The following is a 23,083-nucleotide window of genomic DNA, read 5'->3' on the forward strand; positions in this document are numbered from 1 at the left end:
CAAAATCCTGAGCAACTTTTTGTTGCTCAGGTACTTAAAAAGTTTAATTTATAATAGTGTTGCGGAATTAAGGTTATTTAATTAATACATTGTAAAAAGCGACGTACCAACCACACTTCACCTGTAATTCCAGAAGGAACCAATCCGTCTGTCGATTTGGCTATTTCGGGATAGGAATAAGTCAGTCGTTTGGATTCAGGCAACGAAGCGTCACCAATCATTCTGTTCATCAACGAGTTTACGACTTCTATTTCCAACTTATTCTCACCATTTTTCACGAAAGGAGTCAGATTTGCCTCCCACGGAGTACACCAAACAGTTGAAACTTCTTGTCCATTCAACCAAACCCGTCCTATAGAATTCAAGCTGTCAAAACGAAGAATTATTTCTTCATTTGCCGCAGCCTTTCCTAAATTGATTTTTTTACGATAAACGGCTGTACCCGAATAATAGCGAATACCTGAATCGGCATGTTTCGTCCAATCCGTTAACACTGGGAAGACCACTTCTCCAGGTCCTCCCCATCGTGGATCAAAATAAACCTGCCAATCTCCCTTTATAGCTTCCAACCGCTCGTTCTCACGGGTTGGTTTCAACATTAGTTCTTCTTGACTGTCATCAGAAACCACAATGAAACCCGATTCACCGGGAAGCAATGTAATGTTAACATGTAATCCTTCCGCTACCAAACGAGCCTGTAACCTATATCGTTTACCAGTTACAGGATCCCAATAAGAAGCATTCGATAAAGAGGTACGCAGAACCACCTCATCTTTAAATGATCGCTGACTATGATTATCAACAAAATAAACATCAGCATCCGCCAAACGCCTATGAGCAAAATAGACCTTATCTGTCGGAGTATTCCCGCTTACAATACCCATATCCGGACGAATACCTGCTTGACGCAAAGCCTCCGCCAATGACATCCCCCAATACAGCGTTCCTTTTCCTACAGACCGTTTACCCGAAACAACGTCTTCCTTCCCCCACAATTGATCAACAATCTTTTTATACTCAACAGAATCCACCTTATCTTTAAGAGAAGCAGAGCTATCGGGACGGGGAGCATAAACCACTCCTCCTTGTTCAATCAACTGGGCAATATGACGCAATACGTGTAAAGGCATATCATTATTACGCTGCACAACCAACATTTTATAGCACATGCCATCAGGTAATGCAATCTTGCTTCCATGAGTAGACATACGAGTTGTCAAAGCTTCTGATGTGCACACATCCCAATCATAACCTTCCGGTATTTCGGGAAGGCGATAAGTCAGCAGTTTCACCGGTGGATTTTGTCCTACATAAATACAAAGATCCACCACAGGCATTCCTTTCCGCATCAATCCGGCACAACGCGCCTGATAATCCCAAAAAGGACGGCTATACTCCCAATAAGTATTATTCCGATTCAGACAATAGTGACGTCCTCCTCCTGTACTGCCGGGATATTTATCCAACCAAGGCTGATAAGCAGAAGCACACACAACAAATTCATTAACCTGAGCCGCATAAGCAAAATCAGCAAGATTCTTTAATTCTGCCAAAGATTGGCTGAACTTAGCATCAGTATATGCCTCAGCCGAAGCAATACGTTTTCCATAAATATGCGCTGCCGAAGAAGCTTCCTTTATATCATAACTGCCATGTATATGCTTTGCCCAAAATTCTCCTTGCGGTTTCTGAACACGTCCTTTCGCTTGCAGATTATCAGCCACAAGACTTAGCCCGTTACCAGTTGCCTGTGCTGTAAAATCCACACCAGCCTTATTACATAAGGTCTGGAGAGTTCCAAAATAATTATCAGAAATAACATCAGCAACAGTACGACGCAAGTCATAAAGGAAAGCATCAGTCTCAGTAACCGAGCCCACAATATATCCCATCATGGCAGGTAGATATGAAAAAAGATCATACCCCTTACGACGCAGGAATTCTTGTTCAAATCCCGGAGTCCAATTCTGAGCCCCCGCTTCATGACTATCCATAATTACTCCATCAGGCTTCACATTGATAGCGGAAAGCGTATCAATCATCCTCGCAGCATAATTATTCCATTGTGTAGTCACTGCTTCTACAGACATCTTATCACACTCCAAACCTTTCAAGTTCGCACGGCCATGCTTAGACGGCCCACCTGTTGACTCATGTGCAAAGCGCATAATCACCCAATCACCTTCAGGAACATCCCATTCCAATCTTCCGTCCGTTCCCATCTTTGAAGTTAAGTCAACAATAGTTTTCAGATCAATAATCTCCTCATCCGTATAAGCCGGAGTCAGGTTTTTCAAAATATATTCGGAATAAAAGCCCGCACGCTCTTCCCACTGGTCTATACGGGCACGAGACGATAATGTGACATTGCCCAAAGCCATTTCAGGACGTTGATCTCCGGCAAGACACCAATCATGTAAATTCAAACGAAAGTACCGTCCGGTCACTGCCGGAAAAGAAACTGTTTTCTGATCCCATCGAGAAGCAGCAGCTTGATAAATGGGTTTTAAATCGCACACCTTACTATAATTTATGCCGTCATCCGAAACCTCCAACTGCCCCAAAGGTGGCTGTTTTACATAACTCGATCCATAAAATTCATCAGCAGGAGCTCCCGGAACATTCATGGCACCGGTAGATGCCTTACTCCGCTTGCTTACCCGATAAGTAATAGAACGAGCTGTGAAAGAAGTTTCAAAATCCAGATTTATATAAACAGACTTGCCAGGTTGCTGGGGAGGTATAGTCGTCAATCTGCTTTTTTTACAAAAGAAATCTTCAGCGGAAACTCCCGGCAAATTACATGTTACCTTTGGACGCTGACTATTATTTGTCATCCATTGATTTTGAGGAACAGGAAACGCCAATACTGCAATATCCCAAAACTCATCATCACCCGGTGCTGGTAATACCGCAGCAAACTGTTGTTTTCCTCTAATAATAGTATCACTTGCTGTCAGACGTTGCATACTTAAAGCTTTTGTAATCCAAGGTCCTCCCGCCACATATCCATTCGAAAGATTTATTTCAAAAGAAAGTCCGACACGCTTTGCCTCAGATGCTGCAAACTTCAACATTTCCCACCATTCAACAGAAAAAGCGGGTAGTGCATGCTCTCCTTTTCCATGCACCTGATCGTAATAAACCACTCCTCCTACACCGGCACGCTTATATGCCTCCAAATCTGCAGTAATTCCTTCACGAGTCGTTTCTGTCTCACCATGAAACCACCAAACCTTAGTACGTGCAGAATCTGCCGGATTGGAAAATTCATCCCACGCTTCTTTGATGGTTGCCGAGTCTGCTACATCCGGACGAAATGGAGAACATGCAGAATATCCTAGTGTAAGGATACTACCCATTACAATCCTCCTTAACACTTTTATAGTTTGTCTTTTATTCATTGTTTCTATTTTTATTTATTTTCACAAATTAATTCACAACAATGCTCTAAGAAACCATTAGAATAGAAAAAAATTAAATATTATAGTTCACCACAACAATATTACTCTTTAAAAAGACAACGACTATCTATCACAGACAATCGTTATCACATACATTGCTCACCTTAGTTTAACTTAATACCTTAAAAATCTATTTAAGCGGATATCTTGGATCCGATATGTTATCCGGATTTTGCTCTAATGCAGGATTAGAATCCAAAGACGTTTGAGGAATCTTCCATAAAAATGTTTTTTGGGGCACGAACTGTAATTTTTGGCAATTAAAATACCCATTCTCATACATATAGGTTTTATATTCATAAACGTTTTTTCCCAAACGATCTGTACGTAATTCGTCAAAATATAAATAACCTTCACCAACCAACTCCCATGTACGTTCCTGATAGATTGCATCATCAAACTCCTCTTTTGAGAGTCCCGGTGTTACAGGAATCGATAAGGAACGCTGATGTACTTTATTTAACTTCTCATACGCATCAGACGTAGGACCATTCAGATAATTTTCCACTTCAGCATAATTCAATAGTATATCTGAATAACGGATTGCAATTAAATTTGCTTTCGAACCTCCTGTTTCATAGCAAGACTTAGTCCGATCATAAAATTTCATATTTCCTGGAGCAGATGATGGCCATTTACCTTCGCCTTTACCTGAAAAGCCTTTATATTCAGGTTCAAAATAACGACGGGTATCTGTACCAGTTATGGTATATTCTGTTAGAAAACATTGCTTACGCACATCATCGTCTTGATAAGAAAGATAATCCTTATGTGAAATTGCCGAACGATGATACATTTTACCTCCTAAACTTTCATCTGTAACATTTATTCCAAAATTACAATGCAACGAACTCACTTGAGTAGGTCCGAATTGGACCTCCAACAAAGACTCTTTCGTATTTTTAGAAGCCTCCTCCACAAACCAATACCACAAAGATTTATAATCAGGTAATAGTTCATATTCACCAGAATTAATCACATCCCCCAATTGTTTTTTAGCTTCTTGAAAATAAACCGTATTATTATTATCCATGCAACCTCTAGTCAAATAGACATCACCCAACAACGCCTGGGCAGCCCCTTTACTTGCCTTATAATAAGAACCGCTTCCCCACTGTGAACGCGTCGGTAAATTTGCAATGCAATATTCCAGGTCTTGAATAATAAAATCATAAGTCTCATCTACTGTCTTCCGAGGAATTTCAAGACCATCCAATCCGACAGTATAAGATTCTGGTATAGCAAGTCCCCCATAAAGACGAAGCAAAACAAACATAGTATATGCACGAAAGAAACGAGCCTGTCCATAGATTTGATTTCTTTTTTCATCGGACATGTTCACTCCATCACCACGCCCAAGAACCACATTACATCGGTTAATCATCTCATATCCACTATCCCATATCTGAATGTTGTAGGTAGTAGCTTGATTTACCCCTTGCCAACAATTGAATGATATAACTCCATCCTTAGAAGCATGAGCCGGCATGGCATGTTCCGTCACAAGTTCCAAAATCATCAAAGTTTTATAATTACTAGCAAAATTACGAAAATCAGCATAAACTGAGTTCAAGGCACTTTCCAATTCTTCTTCCGACTTATAATAATTACCTGGATCAACAAAAGTATAAGGTGACTCAGTCAAACCCGTACAGCTAGAAAACAGAGCAACAATCACAAGCAGAGTTGCAACAACAGGCCGCCTACACGCAACCAACATTTTTTTGCGTAAATATATTGATTTCATATTCATTTATTATTTATTAATTAAAATTTCGCATTAACTCCAATATTCACAATTTTCACCCATGGATATTTAATATCACCATTTTCCGGATTATAGCCGCGCTGATTAGAGAAAGTGATGAAGTTCTGAAAATTCACTGTTGCACTCAAACTTTTGATACCTTTAATCCCTTTAATAGGATTCTTACCAAAATCATAACTTAAGGCTATACTTTTTACCACGAAATAGTTCCATCCGGAATTTATACGATCACTTTCATGAACATTGGAAGCTCCCGGTGCAGGATAGGTTCCTGACGGATTAGATTCACTCCACATTCGCTCATAAGCATATAACGAAGGCATACAAATCACGCTAGAATTTATCTGGTTCTCTGCTATTTGCAAATAAGACGTACCACCGACAAAATCATGGGCACCATTTCCTAATATATTCAAACTAAACTTCTTGTATTGTACATTCAAACCTATACCATAAATAAGTTTAGGATCTGTAGTGCCTATGTTTACTTGGTCTTTCGCAGTTATCTGATTATCACCATCCAAGTCCTTATACATTTCATCTCCCAATTTGGCCGTACCTTCAATTTTCCGATATTTTTTCAATTGTTCCTCTGTACGGATAATGCCATCAGAAAGAAGAGCATAACGGGAATTAAGAGATTCTCCAACTTTTAAATAGCGGCTAAGCCCTAATCCGGAACTAAGTGTAATAGATTCCACATTATTATAAAGTTCCTTCACTTTATTAATATTACGACTAAGATTGATAGTAGCATCTATCTTAAAATCATTTGTATTAACAATATTCCCTGTAATTGAAAGTTCATATCCTTTATTCAATACGGAACCAACATTACTCAGCATAGAAGAAAATCCTGAAGTGGAAGGAATGGGAACTTGATAAAGCAAATCGGAAGTCTTACGATAGTAATAATCGGCAGTAATGTGCAAACGATTCCATAAGGATAAATCAATACCAATATCAAATTGATTGGCACGCTCCCACTTCAAGTCTGGATTACCTATACTTTCATAATATCCTTGAAGTTCTCCATCATTATAAATGTAATTATCTGCATTCAATTGCGCCAATGACTTATAATTACCTATCTCCTGATTACCTGTTACACCGAAACTGGCACGTAATTTTAAGTTAGTAATATATTTATTATCAATTAAAAATGCCTCTTGACTTGCACGCCAAGCCAAACCAACAGATGGGAAAAATCCCCACTTGTTATTTGCTCCAAAACGGGAAGAGCCATCATATCTAGCAGTTGCCGTCAAGAGATATCTGTCATTATAAGCATAAGATACACGACCAGTCCATGAAACTAATGAATTTTGATATTTATCACTACCATAATCTACTGTTTCTCTACTCGCTTGAGATATATCCCATGCCCCGGTTTCATCGTTAGCAAATCCCTTTCCATCGATAGAAAGATCCTCATAAATATAATTTTGCCATGAATACACCCCTGTTGCTGTAAGACGGTGCTTCCCCCATGTATTGGTATAGGTAAGGATATTTTCAGTTATTCTACTTATCTTCTTAGAATATCCGTTTCCACCCTGGCCAGTTCCTGTGGATAAAGTATAATCCGAAGTTATATAATTATAATCTCTGGTATTAGCTATATCAAGTCCAAAATTTGTTTTGAATGTCAACCCTTTAGCCAACTGAAATTCAGCATAAATATCACCAAACAAACGACTTACACTAGATTCTCTTTTCACCTCATTGTAATAATTAACTGCATTCCATTTAATACCACTATCAAAATAACTGGATATGGCTGGATTATCATTAGGTATTGCATAGCTTCCATCCTCCCGATAGACAGGCAATGTAGGCCAACCATAACGCCATAATTCGGTCAATGCCCCATCATAATTAGTAGTTGTTGCAAGCCCTCCTTCAGAATAAGTATACTGCATATGTGTTCCCAACTTTATAAAGTTATTAAACTTATGCTGCAAATTAGTACGAAAAGTATATTTATTATAATCATAATTAGACAACAAACCATCTTGAAGATAAACTCCACCCGACATCATATACTGTGTATCACCCGAAGTACCATTTAAAGAAATACTATAGTCTTGCACAGGACTACTACTCTTGATGGTTTCCCTCTGCCAATCTGTATGTATATTAGGAGCAGGATTCTCATCATTATATATCGTAATCCCTTTAGAATTCATATAAGCAGAATTAATAAAGTCCACAAACTGTTCATGATTCATTGTTTCCACCAATCTGCCCGGCATCTGAAAACCATAATTAGCATTAAGTGTAAGTGATTTAGAATCTTTGGCACCTGTTTTGGTTGTAATCATAATAACACCATTTGAACCACGGGAACCATAAATAGCAGTAGCAGAAGCATCTTTCAGCACCTCCATTGAAGCAATATCATTAGCATTAATTTCATTTAATGAACCATTCATCAAAGGAAATCCGTCAACTACATACAAGGGATCATTTCCTGCACTGATAGAACCATTACCACGAATCCGCAAGGTAGGTGACTTGCCGGGACGGCTATCCGTTACAACCGAAACGCCAGTCACCCTTCCCTGTAAGGCTTGAACGGGATTATTCGCTGTTACAGAAGTAATATCCTCCGATTTCACTGACATGACAGAACCTGTCAAATCAGTTTTTTTCTGTGTACCATACCCCACAACCACTACTTCGTCCAATGTTTCAGTATCTTCAGCCAGAATTACTTTCAATGTATTTTTTCCAGCTATCGAAATATCTTGTCCCTCATATCCAATATAGGTTATAGTAATAATCCCTTTTTCGGGAACATTAGAGAGAGTAAACTTTCCATCAAAATCAGTAATAGTACCATTTGAGGTCCCTTTAACCAATACACTGGCACCAATTACAGCCTCACCTGCCTTGTCCACTACAATACCCGATACCGTCTTATTTTGTGCAAATCCGGTAACAGTAGTCATTAAAAAGACTAATAAAAATACCATTCTAAAAGACACTTCATTATAAGCGCCTCTTTGTTTCCTGTTGTTTTTCATTATTAACGAATTAAAGTTTTGTAATCAATATCATTTAGCATGCTTTTATTTTACCGGCTTCAGATATCTTTGCCATGTACAAACGTATAAAGTCACTTCTTTTCCTACAATACTGCATTACCTATATACAGTGATAATTTATGGACTTTTGGCTTCATTCATGGAAAATCTTCCACCCATTCAAGAAAACAATCTAGCGAACTGCCTTCAACATAATACTGAACTCGCCTACAAACGGCTTTCCTGTATCTGTACGAAGTTGAGGAACCGATTCTTCAGCACGGCGTCCTTTCTCCGGACGACCGAATACTCCTGATAAAATATAAGTTCTTTCCGGGCACATTGCGTCATTCTCCATATAACCAGAATTCGAAACATGTATGGTTCCTTCAGATCCGGAACGTTCCATCCAGCGCATCGCTTTTATTCCCGTCACATCCGGACTTCCCGCAGTTCCTCCCCATACACCCAATATAGGAGCAGCTTGCTTATTAGGATAAGCATCATACGGGCCCAATCCCAACCAATGTACCTGATCAAGCCCGGATACAGACTGCATGGACATACCAACAATAGGCAACCAAGGTACAGCTACCTTAGTAAGAATCTGATAATAAACGTTCAAGCGTCCATCCACTCCTATTGAATAACGATAAGTCACTGTAAAACGATTCTCCTGATCCACCCTATAATCCACAGTAGTACGGATAACCGCATTGGTTGGCGTCTTCTCCACCTTCCATGCTGTTACCGATGACGTATAATGAGTAAGATCGACAGCCTTACGAAGATTTTCTTTACCAAATCCGGAAGTCTCACCTTGATTTAATTTACGCCAGATAGCCGGATACAAGTCTTTTATCAACTGCTTTCCCTTTAGTTCCGCAGACACCAATTGTCCATTCTTCGGACTAAACACATAGCGAACATCACCAGCCTCAATGGTAACCTGATCCGCCTCAGTAACCAAAAGTTCACGACAAACAGGAACAGATATCAGTTGTTCTGTCTGAGGGCAAAGTTCAACAGCCCTGCGAGTGATCTCTGTTCCTTTTTCATCTGTAAATATAAACCACACATAATAAGTTCTTCCCGGACGAACAGTCACTAGTTTTTCTACCGGCAATTTAAAGTCCGACACTGTATGAGGATAACCATACATGGAATCAGTGCCCGAATATAATACATTCTCATCTTCCCGTACAGACCAAGCCATCTTTACCGAACTAAGATTCGTAAAATCAAAATCATTCTGGATAGGAATACGTACCGAATCCTGACCGGGTACAAATGAAATTTTGTCCACAGCAGGGTAAACCGGAGCATAGACAGCCTTCGTCTCCCAATAGTCACGAGTGAAATTACGATAGGAATCCACAATACCATCCCAACCGGCTGTATTAATTCTTAAGTATTCATCTTCACTCAAATCTTTCTCTTTCTTTCGGACAGGAGTCTTAACCCCTTGATCCGCCCACATCCATACAGCTGCTCCGGCTCCGGCAGGATGTTTAGTTAATGCCTTCCAACGTGCTTCCAACCCTCCAAACGCATCATTGCCATAAGCATGTGTATATTCAATCGAAATAACAGGACGTCCGGAATGTCCGGCAAGCCGGTCATATTCCTGCGGGTTCCAATAATGAGGAGCAAGAATATCCACTTCTTTAGGAAGCCATTCTTCAGGACGCCAAGGCAACAGTACCGGACGGGTGGGATCAAGTGCCTTGACCAATTTTACAGAAACCATGTGCAGAGAGGTCAAAGGATCTTCGTTACCTATTGACCAATAAATAATAGACGGCTTGTTTATATCCCGGACAATCGTTTCATACGAACGTTGCAGAACCGCCCCCGAGAATGAAGGATCATACATCAAATCCCCGGCTCCCCCTAGCGTCACTTCATTACCCACATACATTCCCATTGAATCACATAGTTCAATAAACCCTTCGGCAGGTGTGTAATGTGAGAGACGAAGATAATTGATATTGGCAGCCTTCATCAGTGTGAGGTCCTCCAACCACTGTTTACGGGTAGTGGCACGACCTACATCCGGATGTTCATCATGCCTGTTCACCCCACGAAGTTTAACTGCTTGTCCATTAATTCTGAAGACTCCTCCATCAGTGGAAATCTGACGGAAACCAACACGTTCCATACGTGTATGTGTTACTGCCTCTTTTTCTAAAAGTTCCACTTTCAGGCTATACAAATAAGGAGTTTCGGCAGTCCACTGGTGCGGAGCCTCAACCGGCAAGCTCAAACAAATCTCCCGATCTGTCGAAACATGGGCAGGTATAGCCATTTGTCTTTGTGCCACCTCTTTGCCTTCTTTGTCAGTGAGTGTGAAACATAGCTTATAAGGCTCGCCGGGACTAGGATAATTTCCGGGCAATGTATTTTTATGCTTATCACTGATCATCACCCGTATGTCCAGATTCGCATCTTGAAACAAATGGTCAAAAGTTGTCTGCACCACCACATCATCAATCCATCGTTTAGCCGGCATAGCCTCCAAAGTTACATCTCTATAAATACCTCCCCAAGTCCAGTCATCACAAACATCAAACTTATACTCACGGGTGATCTGCCTTACCCTGACAGCCAGTTTGTTAGGCTCATCCACTTTCAGCTTATTCGTCACATCAAAAGCAAAAGAAGTATATCCGCAATCATGACGCCCCAGTTCGTTCCCGTTGAGCCAAACTTCAGCCGATGACCATACACCACCGAAATGCAACAAGATACGTTTGTCTTTCCAATCCTGAGGAATTGTAAACTCCCTCACATAAAATCCCTCACCGGCTTGATTATCCTTGAATCCTCGATAAACCGGTTCTTCATATCCCAACAAGGCCCAATTGGATGGAACAGGAGTTGACTTAAATTTGCTTTTAGCAAAATCAGACGTATAAAACCTTTCCAAACGGTCCGCCTCCTTTTGATTAGCGGCAAATGCAAATTGCCATGTACCGCTTAAATTAATCCGTTCCTGAGCCAACACCCCCAGGCTGCTCAATGACAGAAACGATGAAATAAAAATAGTACGTAAATTCATAAAGTATAATATTTTAGTGTTTTGTTTATGATCTGCCAATTAAAGTTCCGCAATTTATTCCATGCAAAAGTAGAGGGGGATTCCATATTACACAATAGCTATTCTATTGACTTACAAACATAAAGCATGGAGATTTTTCCTTTAATATGGAAAAATCTCCATGCTCTTTAAAATCAGGCAAACCAGCCAATGAAAAGTAAGCTATCTTCATAGACCAAGTAAGTTAAGTTACTTCGGCATTTAAGTTGACTTACCCGGGTAAATAAGTTAAGTTACTTTTCTTTTCATAGACACCTAACCTTTTCTCAAAGCCTTATCCGCCCCTACATCAACACCTTTCCATGCCTTCAGGTTAGTCCATTCACTATAAGGCTCAGTCCAGAAAGGATGATTTGCCGGAAGTCCCAATGGCAAAAAGACCGCTGTACACATATACAGACTGCCTGTATTTATATAAGGTTCGGACATATTTATCTGACTGCCTGAAAAGCCAATTTTCAGCCACCCGTTTTCATCAAAAGTACCGGGCATAGATATCTGCCTCTGCATAACAGCTGTCAGAGCAGAACGGATCTGTCCTTTGGAAAGAGGCTGAGGAATCTTGTCCAACAAAGCAATTTGAGAAAGCGCATGAAAAGCGCCAAAACGATACACGATAGAACGGCCCACTACAGGATAAGTGGCTTCCGGAGAGATCATCCGTTCAAGCTGGGCAACCATTCGTTGTTGACGAACCAATTGGCGTTCCAAGAACTCAGCACGCTCCAATCCATGCTTTTTCATGACATACAATACATCCGTCAACATCGGATGGATGACCAAACTGTTATAATAATCCAGATGCAATTCTGCCCCATCTCCATACCAGGCATCTCCTTTATACCATTCATCAATGAAACGGTTTACACCATAATATAATCTCTGACTATCATATTCCCCCGTAAATTCCAACAAGGCCGCTTCTACCATCGAAGCGAAAAGCAACCAATTACTCTCATTAGGCTTTATGCCACGCGTTCTTTTCAACTCATACACCAGTTTTTTTTGAATATCCACATCCAGATTTCCCCAAAGTTGTCTGGGAGCTCTCAACAAACCTTGTACAAGAAAAGCCGCATCTACCAAGGGCTGGGAATGACGGTTATCAAACATCAAATAATCAGCTGATTGCGGATCGACAGCCTGTTTCAGTCCTTTAACCACCAGTTGAATATACCTTTCTCTTAACTTTCCTTCCTGAGTATCATCAGGTCCCAGTTCCAGCCAAGGAGCAATACCGCAAACGGTTCTTCCTACCGCTTCCAGATAGGAAACACTTCTACGTAAAGGTTCATCAGACAGTGACTCAAACGGCATATTCTTTTTCAACGTGCCCTGACTGAGATTGACCAACACAGGATCAGCAATCCTTGTTAAAGTCTGCACCCAGTACATACGGTCCTCACTACCTGTGGGCTGAGCATACAGTTTTCCACACAAAAAAATAAAACAAAAAGCAATCAACAAACAATTCCTAGTTCTCATTCTGTAGTTTTTTTAAGCGTAACAAAGCCTCGACATAATAATAATCTGCATAAGACAGGGGAACATCTACTTCCGAATTCTTATTATAATTTCCCACACTATGCTTCAAGATAAAACCTCCGTTGGTTTCCGGTTCGGCAAGGTACTCCGGAGAGGACAAAGAACGAATCTGCATTTCTGCCAGCTCCAGCCAATCCGCTCCTTCCTTACTTTTATCCAGCTGACTCAGTTCAATAAGTCCCGATGCCATAACAGCAGCGGCGGATGCATCCCGGGGAGCAGCAGGAATATCCGGTGCGTCAAAATCCCAATAAGGTATTTTATCGTCCGGCAAATTGGGATGATTCTTAATATAAGAAGCTACTTTCCGCGCCTGTTCCAAATATTCGGTCTTTCCGGTCTCCCTGTACATCATGGTATAGCCATACAGTGCCCATGCCTGTCCTCTGGCCCATGCCGAATTGTCGGCGTACCCCTGATGAGTACCTTTAAAATGTGGTTGTCCGGAAAGCGTATCATAAGAAACTACATGATAACAACTATAATCATCTCTAAAATGATGTCGAAGAGTGGTCTGTGCATGACTGTCAGCCATATTCATCAAACGTTTTTCCCCCGTTGTCTTAGCAAGAAAAAACAAAAATTCCAGATTCATCATATTATCAATAATGACGGGAAACTGCCATTTTTCATTTGAATTCCACGATTTGATAGCTTTTACCCGCTCATCATAACGAGTTGTCAAGGATTCCGCTCCTACAGTCATCACCTCTAAATAATAAGGATTCTTTGCCAACCGATATCCGTTTCCGAAGCTACAATATAACATAAACCCTAAATCATGGGTGGTGGTCATATCCTTGGCAGACTCCACCCGTTCTGTATATAGTTCCGCATATCTTTTCAGTTCATCCGTAGGCGTATTCTCATACAAATACCATAACACTCCCGGGAAAAAACCGGAAATCCATGCCCGGTAATCGGATGTTTTCAGTTCACCACCCTCATAAGTCCGTGGAAGCCTTCCTTTCTGATTTTCCACTTCCTTCGCTAAAAAGACAGCTTGCCGTTTGGAAACCTCCAGCCCTCTTTCTATTACTTCAGCCATGGGCTCCCTTGTTTCACATGAAACGAGAAAAAGCCCCCAAACAGCTATCAACCCTATGAATATATTTTTCATAAAAAGATATTTTATAATTGATGTAAATATAGACGTATTTTCTTAATTTCTGAAATTACTGATTCAAAGTTTCTAAAAATTCCACCTCAACTATCCGGAGTTCATTGTGTACCTTCTTGCCTCCTTCAGCTTTGAAAAGATCAAGCTCTCCGGCCTTGGGTTCCACAACTTCTATGATTTGGCCGAATGCATCGGAATCCTGAGTAGCCCCCTTCAAACGGATGGTTATCTCATCAGAACGTACCGGACGGTCAATCATCAAATGAACATATCCCAAACTTTTCTCCGTGTTCCCGCTCCAAATCAAGTGTTCTCCGGCATATACTTCAAGCGGATAAGAACGCTGCCTCCATCCGGTCAGTTTGATACAGATATCATCTATTTCCGCACGCCTTTCCAATTTATATGTAATCCAGGCGGTGTTCAACCTGCCATCATTTTTCCACTCGCTCAATTCGTTGTCATCAAAACTTTTCCCTGCATCCCTTTGATTTGTTCCGGCTGTAACATCAGCCACTCTGACATCAACTTTGGTTTCTTTATAAGAGGGCGAGGACGGAGTTTCACCACGGTCAAAGCGGCTGGGCAACCCAACGGATGGGAAAAAGGTACTTAAGCCATTTTTAACTTCTACCGGCTGCGTACTGAAAGCTATTTCTTCTGAAGCCAACCCTTCCGCAGCCACCTTCAGCACCACATTTCCCGGTTGCGTTGTCGAGCGGATCATCACTCGTGTTATACCACATTCCACAGGAAGTTCTTTTGCCAACACATAATTATCTGCCGCCTGTGCTATTCCTCCTCTCCATTCAGCCGGGCCTTGTAAATCAAACTTTATCTTATGATTAGCTAACGGGCATCGTTCTCCATTGCCATCCACCACTTCCACCTGCACCATAGCTATATCAGCGCCGTCGGCAAAGACGCCTTGCGGACTATGCATCAAGGTCAGTTTTAACCGTTCAGGCTCTCCAACGGTTTGAAGAGAATGACGGCTCAATTCTTTATGCTGTTCATCGTAAGATATGGCTTCAATCGTCCCTTTCTCCCATTGCACAGAATCAAAAGTAAACAAGAACCGATAATCCTGTCTGCCGAAACCTTTGGATTTTCCATTTACAAACAGTTCCACTGCATCTCCCGATGAAACCACATAAACAGGTTTTCTCACATCCGGAGTATAATTCCAATGACCAATAATATGAGTATGATAGTTTTCCACATCCACCCATCCGTCCCACATTACCTTGTGTGCAAAGAAGCCATCCTTAGGGATTCTCAACGGATCCACCACACCGCTCCGGCGATAATTCTCGGCACCACGTCCATAAGTCTGCGTATCGGAAAACACAATCTTCGCACCTCCTGAATTGACACGCCGGCCTGTTCCGGGACGCTCACGCCACAAATCATACCAACGTCGGACAAACTCCACAGCCAGCCTGTCCTGATTCTGATTATATGCTCCGGCATCCTGTCCTTTGTGCAAAGGACCATCTCCCTGTTTATGAAACGGATAACTATATTCGTCCCAATATTTACGCAACCCCTCATCACGACAATATTCAGTCTGAATCATAGGATGATGTTCACTTTTATTCACATAAAGCATTTCACCACCATATTCAGCCTCACGAATATCCAGCATCTCCCGGGAACCTATCGCCCTTCCTCCGTACGGATCATACTGATCCCGTATGGCAATCATCTCAACCATGTGCTCACGGCTGATTGATTCATTTCCCGATTCATAAAATAAAATACTTGGATTATTACGCATATAAATAATGACATCCCTCATCAACTCTTTCCGTTGTTCCCAACGTCTGCCGGTCGCATCTTTTTCCGCATCTCCTGCAGGCAACATCTGTATCACCCCCACACGGTCACAAGATTCCACATCCTGTTTCCAGGGAGTGACATGCATCCACCGAAAAAGATTGGCATTATGCTCAATCATTAATCCGTTAGAGTAGTCACTCATCCAAGGCGGTACAGACATTCCTACTCCCGGCCATTCATTACTGGACCGTTGCGCATATCCCTTCAACTGCAACACACGGTCATTGAGCCACACTTTTCCTTCTCCAAAACGAGTCTTGCGGAAACCTGTCCTAGTAACAACTTCATCCACTGGACGGCCATTCACCAACAGGGTAGTCTTCACATCATATAAATAGCCATAGCCCCAACTCCAAAAATGAAGATCTTTTAACGGTGCAGAAGCTTTCAATACAACTGTTTCTCCGGACTGCATTGTCGTCGGTTGTCCCCGGAATGTACTGACCCTTTTTCCATCATAATCATAAATGCTCACCTCATAATCCACATGAACGGACTTGCCATACTCATTCCGCACCTGTGACTCTGCATGAACAACCGCCTCACGGGTCTTTACCTTAATATCGGATGCATAGATGTAAGTCCCTGTAGTCTGTAAATTACTGTATAGAGGCAAGGTCTGGTATAATTTATCAGTAATGTGCAACCATACATTTTTAGGTACTCCTCCATAATTGGCATTGAAATTTCTATCATTCCACTGGAACAAACTTCCAGTCGAACGCTCCTTATACCTCCAGTCATTGTCTGTTCGGAGAGCAATCACATTCTCTCCACCAAAATTCAGAAACGGAGTCAGATCAAAGCCTACCGCCATCACCCCATTTTCATGCAATCCTATATGCTTGCCGTTCAAATAGAAATCCGCCGCCTGCCGTACTCCCTCAAACTCAATAAAGACCTTCTTCCCTTTTGCAGTCTTAGGGAGCCTGAAATGTTTTCTATACCAGGCTATAGTATCCGTCATTCCCCATATATGTACTTTAAATGCCTCATCTTCATTAAAAGCCCGGGGCAAAGTAATTTTTTTCCAGTTTTCATCGGAAAAATCCGTTCTTTCCGCCCCCGGCGTATCTCCGATATAAAGCAACCATCCAGGGTTGAAATTATATTTCTCACGGTTATTGCTCTGTCCGGATACGGGAAAAAGCAAAAGCATACATAATAAAATAAGTAAATTCTGTCTGTTCATGGTATTATTCATTGATTTATCAACAGCAAATGTAGAAAATCCACCTTGATACAAACCGCTCCCACGTTTCAAGATGTGGAACAAACGTTGCAAGATACGACTACAGAGTAGCTATCGGGAAATCCTGAACCAGTCGATATCAATAAATCCTTTGCGACCGGTCTTATTTGGATCAACGGCAAAAAATCCTATTTTTGAACCTATCCAACGTCCTTTGCCCATAGCATACTCGCCACCAGCCTTCTTCCATTTCTTTCCATCAATGCTGTAGGCATAGTTCACCTTGCTGTCTTTTATACTCATGCGTAGGTACACATCCTTTATATGCATCTCCGCAGGACGTCCCTTACGTGGAGTTCCTTTTTGTGTGGGTTTCAAGGTATCCACAGTTAACACCTCATCAGTCAAGTGAGTACGCATGGCATTCGGATTATGGCGTATCTGTAACTCGTAACCGTCCTCGGTACGTTGCAGACCCACAGACGAATATTCGGCCGACATACAGACAAGACCAACATACTGGTCTGAATTACGCGAACAAAAACTCAGCTTTGTGGTAGCTGTAAATTCATCAGCCGGTATTTTCTGTAATAGCATATTCGGTACATACCACAGATTACTGACATCTCCAAGCTCAGGTAATGCATACGTAAACAGGCGGAAAAACCCCATACTTGTAGCTTGACCGTAACTTTCTTTATAATCATTTTGCCATTGCCACTGCATACCAAGTTTTGATGAATCAAACTCATCAGTCTCCACAGGATTAACTATAGTCTTACTATCTGATTTCGGCTTACGGAATTTCCAGTAAGGCTCACCAGCATTCCCCATAACAGGCCATCCACTACTCCAATCGACAGGTTGTAAATGACACACGCGGCCATAAGGACCTTTATCCTAAAAATGTATAAACCAGTCTTCACTATATTTTGTATGTATCCATCCACCTTGATGAGGTCCATTCATCGTGGTTTTTCCGCGTTCCAATACACGTTTCCATTCATATGGACCATAAGGCGATTTACTGCGCATAGCCAATTGCCAGCCTCCAGCTACACCACCGGCAGGACAAAGAATCCAATACCAGCCGTCACGCTTATAAAACTTAGGCCCTTCGGTAGTAACATTGCCTGTAGCATCACCATCGAATACAATACATGGCTCACCTATGGCGCGTGTGCCATCAGCAGACAATTCACGTACAGTAAGCACACCATTAAAACCTATACGACTGTTAGCCCATCCATTGACAAGATAACAACGACCATCCTCATCCCACAACGGAGTCGTATCGATATACCCGAGACCTTCAACCACCATCACCGGTTTTTCCCATTCACCTGCAGGATCTTTGGTTTTCACCATAAAAATACCCCGATCGGGATCTCCCCAATAGATATAGAATTCGCCTGAATGATATCTTATACTCGGAGCATATACACCCATACCATGTTGTGTGCGCACAGAATCAGGAAACTGGCTACGCAAGGCGTGACCTATTATCTCCCAATTAACAAGGTCTTTACTGTGTAAAATAGGTAGCCCGGGCATACAGTTAAAAGAACTGGCTGTAAGATAATAATCATCGCCTACAGCTACCACATCGGGATCACTATAATCAGCATTTATCACAGGATTGGTATAGGTACCGTCCCCATTGTCGGGAGACCATACTTCTGAACAATACTGTGCGCTCACACTCAACGAGCAGACTAACGATAAAAACAACAAAATACATTTCATATCCAACAAATCGTTTTTAATTAATTATTGGTTCATATTCTTTATAGGTTGTAAAAGTAGAAAACACTCTTCGATACAAACCGTTCACACGTTGCAAGATATGGAACAAATGTTGCAAAATAAAACGACAGAGCCCGTTATAAGCTTATTTATATTGTGTAGGCAATACCCCAAACAGTTTCTTGAATGATTTTGTGAAATAACTAGGTGTATTAAAACCAACCTTATCAGCTATCTCAGCAATGGAAAGACCTCCCTCTTTCAATAATTCCGCAGCTTTACGAAGACGTACATTCTTCACAAAATCAGAAGGCGAACTTCCGGTGATAGATGTAATCTTCCGGTAAAGAGTGGCACGACTCATGCACATATCCCTACTTAAATCTTCTATGGAATATTCAGGATTACTAAGGTTCTTCTCAACCATGTCCAATGCCTTTTTTATTAATTGCTCATCAGATGCTGAAATAGAATTCGCTTCTACTTTTCCTTCTTTCGGCAATGGATCTATCTCATGCCTTTGCTCCGGATTTTGTTCCAGTGGCAGAACAGTCTGTGCAACAATGGGCTTCCGTAATTTCATATACATCCGGCCCAATCCCCAAACAACCGATAAAACAACAAGTACATAAAACAAATACGCCCAACCTGTTTCATACCAAGCAGGCAGACACTGGATCATAACCGTCAATGTACTCTTACTCCACAGTCCGTTTTCATCTGTAGCACGAACTTCCAGTTCAAATTCCCCCTTTGACAAATCAGACAAGCCGATACTATTTTTCCCTGCCGGCAAGGTCACCCACTTATCGTTTCTTTGTTTATAACGATAAGCATATCTTACCTTATTTGTATTCAAATGATCAAAAGTTGAAAAAAACAATTCCACATTCCTCTCGTGAGGGGACAGTCTTATTTTCTCTTGATTATCCACTCCTATTTCAGAGAGGTTATTCATTTTGATGGATGTCAAACGCACCACGGGCTCAGGTATCCTCCTCTTTTTTTCGTTATAGTGAGGAAAAGTCACAATTCCACCTCGTCCACCCACGCTCATTTCTCCCCGAGGGCCTTTATACAATGATTGGAAATCTTCCAAATTTATCCAAGAATCAGTACAAGACATCATATTAAAGATATGTGTTCCGGGATGATAGACCATCACCCGCTGTGATGTAAGAATCCAAAGATTCCCATTGTCATCCGACTTTATATCCAAAACAGCATCCCCTGTCAATCCACAATCTTTTGTCCGGGAAATAAAATCATTCGTATCCAAAGAATAACTATACACGTTACCCTGTTTAGTACCCACCCAAAGATTGTTGTCCGGAGCGACAGTCAATACCGAATAATTTTCTCCAGTATCCTTTATTTGCAACCGGCTTTCTCCGGAAATTCTCCACAACCCTCTACTTTCAGTTGCAAAATAAACAACTCCTTCATTAGACGAAACGATAGCATTTATAAAACTAACATCATCACAGACTGTAGTCAATCGGTCTTCCTCCAAGCTATACCGAAATAAATGGTAAGTAGTCCCTATCCAAAGATTTCCATGGTGGTCATCATGCAAAGCACGGATACGCTCACCTTGTTTAATGGGTATGGCACATACGATGGATTCAAAAAGCCGGTTCTCCTTATACCGAATTAAAATTACCGAATGATCCCTTACCATATAGAGCCCCTCTCTGTCCGATGGCCTCTCAAAGAAAAAAGAGAGCTCCCTGTCATTCTCAACAACAGATATACGATCTCTCTGGGGATCATAAGCATATAGTCCCAATTTCTTTTGCCTGATCCAATAATAATTTTTCTCTTGAGAAAACTGCATAGGAGACGCGATTACCCCCAAATTTTGCTTTACCCCTTCCATAGACAAAGGAAGCACTTCATTAGGAAGAAAAGAAATAATGAAAGAAGAAGGATAATAACCTGTCACCCATAAGTTTCCGGATTGATCGGAAAGAATCTTTGTGAGGATTTTCCTGTCAGCTGATAATAAACGAGAGAGATCTACCTTATCCAAAGATGCATCGTCCGTTATTTTATAGGCATATAAGTTATCTGCCGCAGTCACCCACAAATATCCCTTAACAGAATCTTGTATGATATGATGAAGCTTTCGGGTATCGGAGTTAGAAGACGCATTATCCACTGTTTGCAATCCAAACATTTTGTCTGTATCCTGTGCCTTGGGATCAAAACGTACAATACCTTTTCCCCAAGTAGTAACCCAATAATACGGGGTGTTATGATCTTCCGTCATGCTTGTGGGATACTCTTCATAGGGCCAAGGATATGAAATAAAAGAGTCCTTTACCTTATCATAGCAAAAAAGCCCACCTTTTGTTTGAGTTACCCAAACTTTCTTTTTCTTATCCTCATAAATAGAATTGACGGTATTCTCCTGTCCTTTCCATGTAAGAATGTATTTTCCAGTTCTTTCCCCTAACGCATTGTATCGAAACAAGTGCCTGTTAGTCGAAATCCAGATCATACCATCAGACGTCGCTGTCATTGTAGTTATAGTCCAACTCTTTATCGTTTCATCAGCAAGTGTCCTTATCTCATAATCTGTTTTTGACAAAATATAGACACCACGCTTCGTTCCAAACCATATTTTCCCTTCACTGTCTTCAGTAATACACGTCACACTGTTGTTTTCCAAGACTCCCGGATTCTTGAAATCAGAACGGAATACTTTCACTGTATACCCATCATCACGGCACAAGCCTCCCCCCTCAGTACCATACCACATATATCCTTCCGAATCCTGGAAGATACAAAGCAATTCTTTGGTCGGCAACTGTTCCGAATTAGGAAGATTTCTTATTATCATATCAAATGCTTTGACCGGAACGGCATTTATCCGCACAGTCAATAACAAAATAATGATTGGTAATACTATCCTTCCTATGTTTTTCATATTCTTCACGTAAGTACTCCTGTTAAAAACAAACGAATACAAAGCTAGGAAGAAATTCAAGAATTTGCAACTTGTCGGTTTAATTAAGTAGATTAAGAATGATTTAAAAAAGAAGAATATGGTTATTGAACAGACACTTTTTCCTATTCAACACTCAGTCCTTCAATCGGAAGCTGTACCCGTCCTATTTTCTCAGCACCTGTGACTTCTTTCCAGTCTTTTTTATAATTCTGACTGTGCATCCGACCGGAATGTCAATAGTGCTTTCTCTCTTGGTATTCAGTTTCAAGATGAATCCACTTCAAATGGAGCAACTCCGATTTAATGATATATTCATTCGGCTTTGTTGTGGACTGGCTGAAACCAATAAGGCATACCACCACTACCGAAACGCCATTTGCGACATGACAAAGACTCAGTTCATACAGACAGTTAAGACCAATTGACGTGCTCTAGAAGCCTTCAACATGAAGTTTTCCGGAAAACGAGTATGCCCTAGGTCTATCTAGTCACCAAACACACCATTACTTATATAGTCTCTTTTATGAATTAATCATTCATATTCAAAGGTATCGAATCGAGCCTCAGCATTACTCTTTTGAGCATAGGATGTCGCATATATTCCGACTCCCGTACCATTAAAGCGGTTGACCTTATTATCCGACACAGCATCTACACTTTGTACCTCTCCCACTTGATAAAGCATATCATTTGACAAACTGGCATAGAATGTTAATGTAGCTCCTTTGGCGACCAAGCGTAATATGACAGATTTTTCCTTCCAAGGCAGTGTCGCAATTATTGTTTTTTTGCCTAGAAGTACTTTTATCAAACGGATTTCATTCTTTCCTTTCAGTAATGAATAATAGCCTTTAGCTGTACGATACAGAACCAAGCCCGCCCATTCGTTCGCCCGACGGGTGGAGAAACTCATTGTCGTGGTGGCAGAAAAATTATGGGAATGTACACGGCGCAGAAGCATGGAGGGACATACCAGACTGTCTGCCATCTCAGGTCGGAGAGACAAAAACAAGTTGCCATCGGCAAAATGATGGAAAGGTTGCTCAGGGATACGCATTGTAGCCCATTCCGGTGATAAAGCAGAACTTTCAAAATCATTCTGTTTATCTGTCTTCGACACCGGCGTCCATGGTAAAGGTGGACGTTTCAACCGGTTTCCGATAACACCAATGCCGGGATTGAAGATAGGTTCACCGTTTTGAAAACTCACCTCACAAAGAAAGGTTTCGCGTCCTAAAGGCACCAGTCCTCCTTCCACAATTCGTTTACCGAGAAACACAGCATACCAATCTCCGGTCGGTGTCTGTACCAGATCGGCATGTCC

8 protein-coding genes and 2 pseudogenes are annotated in these 23,083 nt (G+C 41.3%); all 10 read right to left on the reverse strand.

Features of this window, described 5'->3' with window-relative positions:
• Window positions 1-77 precede the first annotated feature (77 nt).
• Window positions 78-3,404, reverse strand: a complete 3,327-nt coding sequence (locus tag AB5935_RS19875) for a glycosyl hydrolase (protein WP_007836530.1) — start codon at window positions 3,402-3,404, stop codon at window positions 78-80.
• 190 nt (window positions 3,405-3,594) lie between these two features.
• Window positions 3,595-5,184, reverse strand: a complete 1,590-nt coding sequence (locus tag AB5935_RS19880; protein WP_032936398.1) for a RagB/SusD family nutrient uptake outer membrane protein — start codon at window positions 5,182-5,184, stop codon at window positions 3,595-3,597.
• Window positions 5,185-5,231: 47 nt separating this feature from the next.
• The gene (locus AB5935_RS19885; RefSeq protein ID WP_050764894.1) at window positions 5,232-8,210 is read right to left on the reverse strand and encodes a SusC/RagA family TonB-linked outer membrane protein; all 2,979 of its coding nucleotides are present in this window, start codon (window positions 8,208-8,210) and stop codon (window positions 5,232-5,234) included.
• A 244-nt stretch (window positions 8,211-8,454) separates the two neighbouring features.
• Window positions 8,455-11,322 carry a glycoside hydrolase family 2 TIM barrel-domain containing protein gene (locus AB5935_RS19890; protein ID WP_368327531.1) on the reverse strand — a complete coding sequence of 956 codons (2,868 nt, stop codon included), beginning with the start codon at window positions 11,320-11,322 and terminating at the stop codon, window positions 8,455-8,457.
• A gap of 294 nt (window positions 11,323-11,616) precedes the next feature.
• On the reverse strand, window positions 11,617-12,846 hold the full coding sequence (locus AB5935_RS19895; RefSeq protein WP_032934151.1) for a DUF2264 domain-containing protein: 1,230 nt from the start codon (window positions 12,844-12,846) through the stop codon (window positions 11,617-11,619).
• Window positions 12,836-14,026, reverse strand: a complete 1,191-nt coding sequence (locus tag AB5935_RS19900; RefSeq protein ID WP_038611297.1) for a glycoside hydrolase family 88 protein — start codon at window positions 14,024-14,026, stop codon at window positions 12,836-12,838. The genes AB5935_RS19895 and AB5935_RS19900 overlap by 11 nt, the downstream gene beginning before the upstream one ends.
• A 55-nt stretch (window positions 14,027-14,081) precedes the next feature.
• Window positions 14,082-17,060, reverse strand: a complete 2,979-nt coding sequence (locus AB5935_RS19905) for a glycoside hydrolase family 2 protein (protein ID WP_032934171.1) — start codon at window positions 17,058-17,060, stop codon at window positions 14,082-14,084.
• Between the two features lie 111 nt (window positions 17,061-17,171).
• Window positions 17,172-18,806: pseudogene (locus tag AB5935_RS19910) on the reverse strand (glycoside hydrolase 43 family protein).
• A gap of 145 nt (window positions 18,807-18,951) precedes the next feature.
• A complete protein-coding gene (locus tag AB5935_RS19915; protein ID WP_038611300.1) occupies window positions 18,952-21,738 on the reverse strand; it encodes a two-component regulator propeller domain-containing protein in 2,787 nt (928 codons plus the stop codon).
• Between the two features lie 553 nt (window positions 21,739-22,291).
• Window positions 22,292-23,083 (reverse strand): annotated as a pseudogene (locus AB5935_RS19920) (glycoside hydrolase family 43 protein); the annotation flags it as partial.

It is taken from the genome of Phocaeicola sp. RTP21198st1_B8_RTP21198_201120, from assembly GCF_040929485.1.
GTDB classification, from domain to species: domain Bacteria; phylum Bacteroidota; class Bacteroidia; order Bacteroidales; family Bacteroidaceae; genus Phocaeicola; species Phocaeicola dorei.

What these genes read in the sequence shown, in the direction of transcription:
- AB5935_RS19875 (WP_007836530.1), bottom strand. Translation starts at nt 3,404, where the DNA reads ATGAATAAAAGACAAACTATAAAAGTGTTAAGGAGGATTGTAATGGGT.
- AB5935_RS19880 (WP_032936398.1), bottom strand. Translation starts at nt 5,184, where the DNA reads ATGTTGGTTGCGTGTAGGCGGCCTGTTGTTGCAACTCTGCTTGTGATT.
- AB5935_RS19885 (WP_050764894.1), bottom strand. Translation starts at nt 8,210, where the DNA reads ATGGTATTTTTATTAGTCTTTTTAATGACTACTGTTACCGGATTTGCA.
- AB5935_RS19890 (WP_368327531.1), bottom strand. Translation starts at nt 11,322, where the DNA reads ATGAATTTACGTACTATTTTTATTTCATCGTTTCTGTCATTGAGCAGC.
- AB5935_RS19895 (WP_032934151.1), bottom strand. Translation starts at nt 12,846, where the DNA reads ATGAGAACTAGGAATTGTTTGTTGATTGCTTTTTGTTTTATTTTTTTG.
- AB5935_RS19900 (WP_038611297.1), bottom strand. Translation starts at nt 14,026, where the DNA reads ATGAAAAATATATTCATAGGGTTGATAGCTGTTTGGGGGCTTTTTCTC.
- AB5935_RS19905 (WP_032934171.1), bottom strand. Translation starts at nt 17,060, where the DNA reads ATGAACAGACAGAATTTACTTATTTTATTATGTATGCTTTTGCTTTTT.
- AB5935_RS19915 (WP_038611300.1), bottom strand. Translation starts at nt 21,738, where the DNA reads ATGAAAAACATAGGAAGGATAGTATTACCAATCATTATTTTGTTATTG.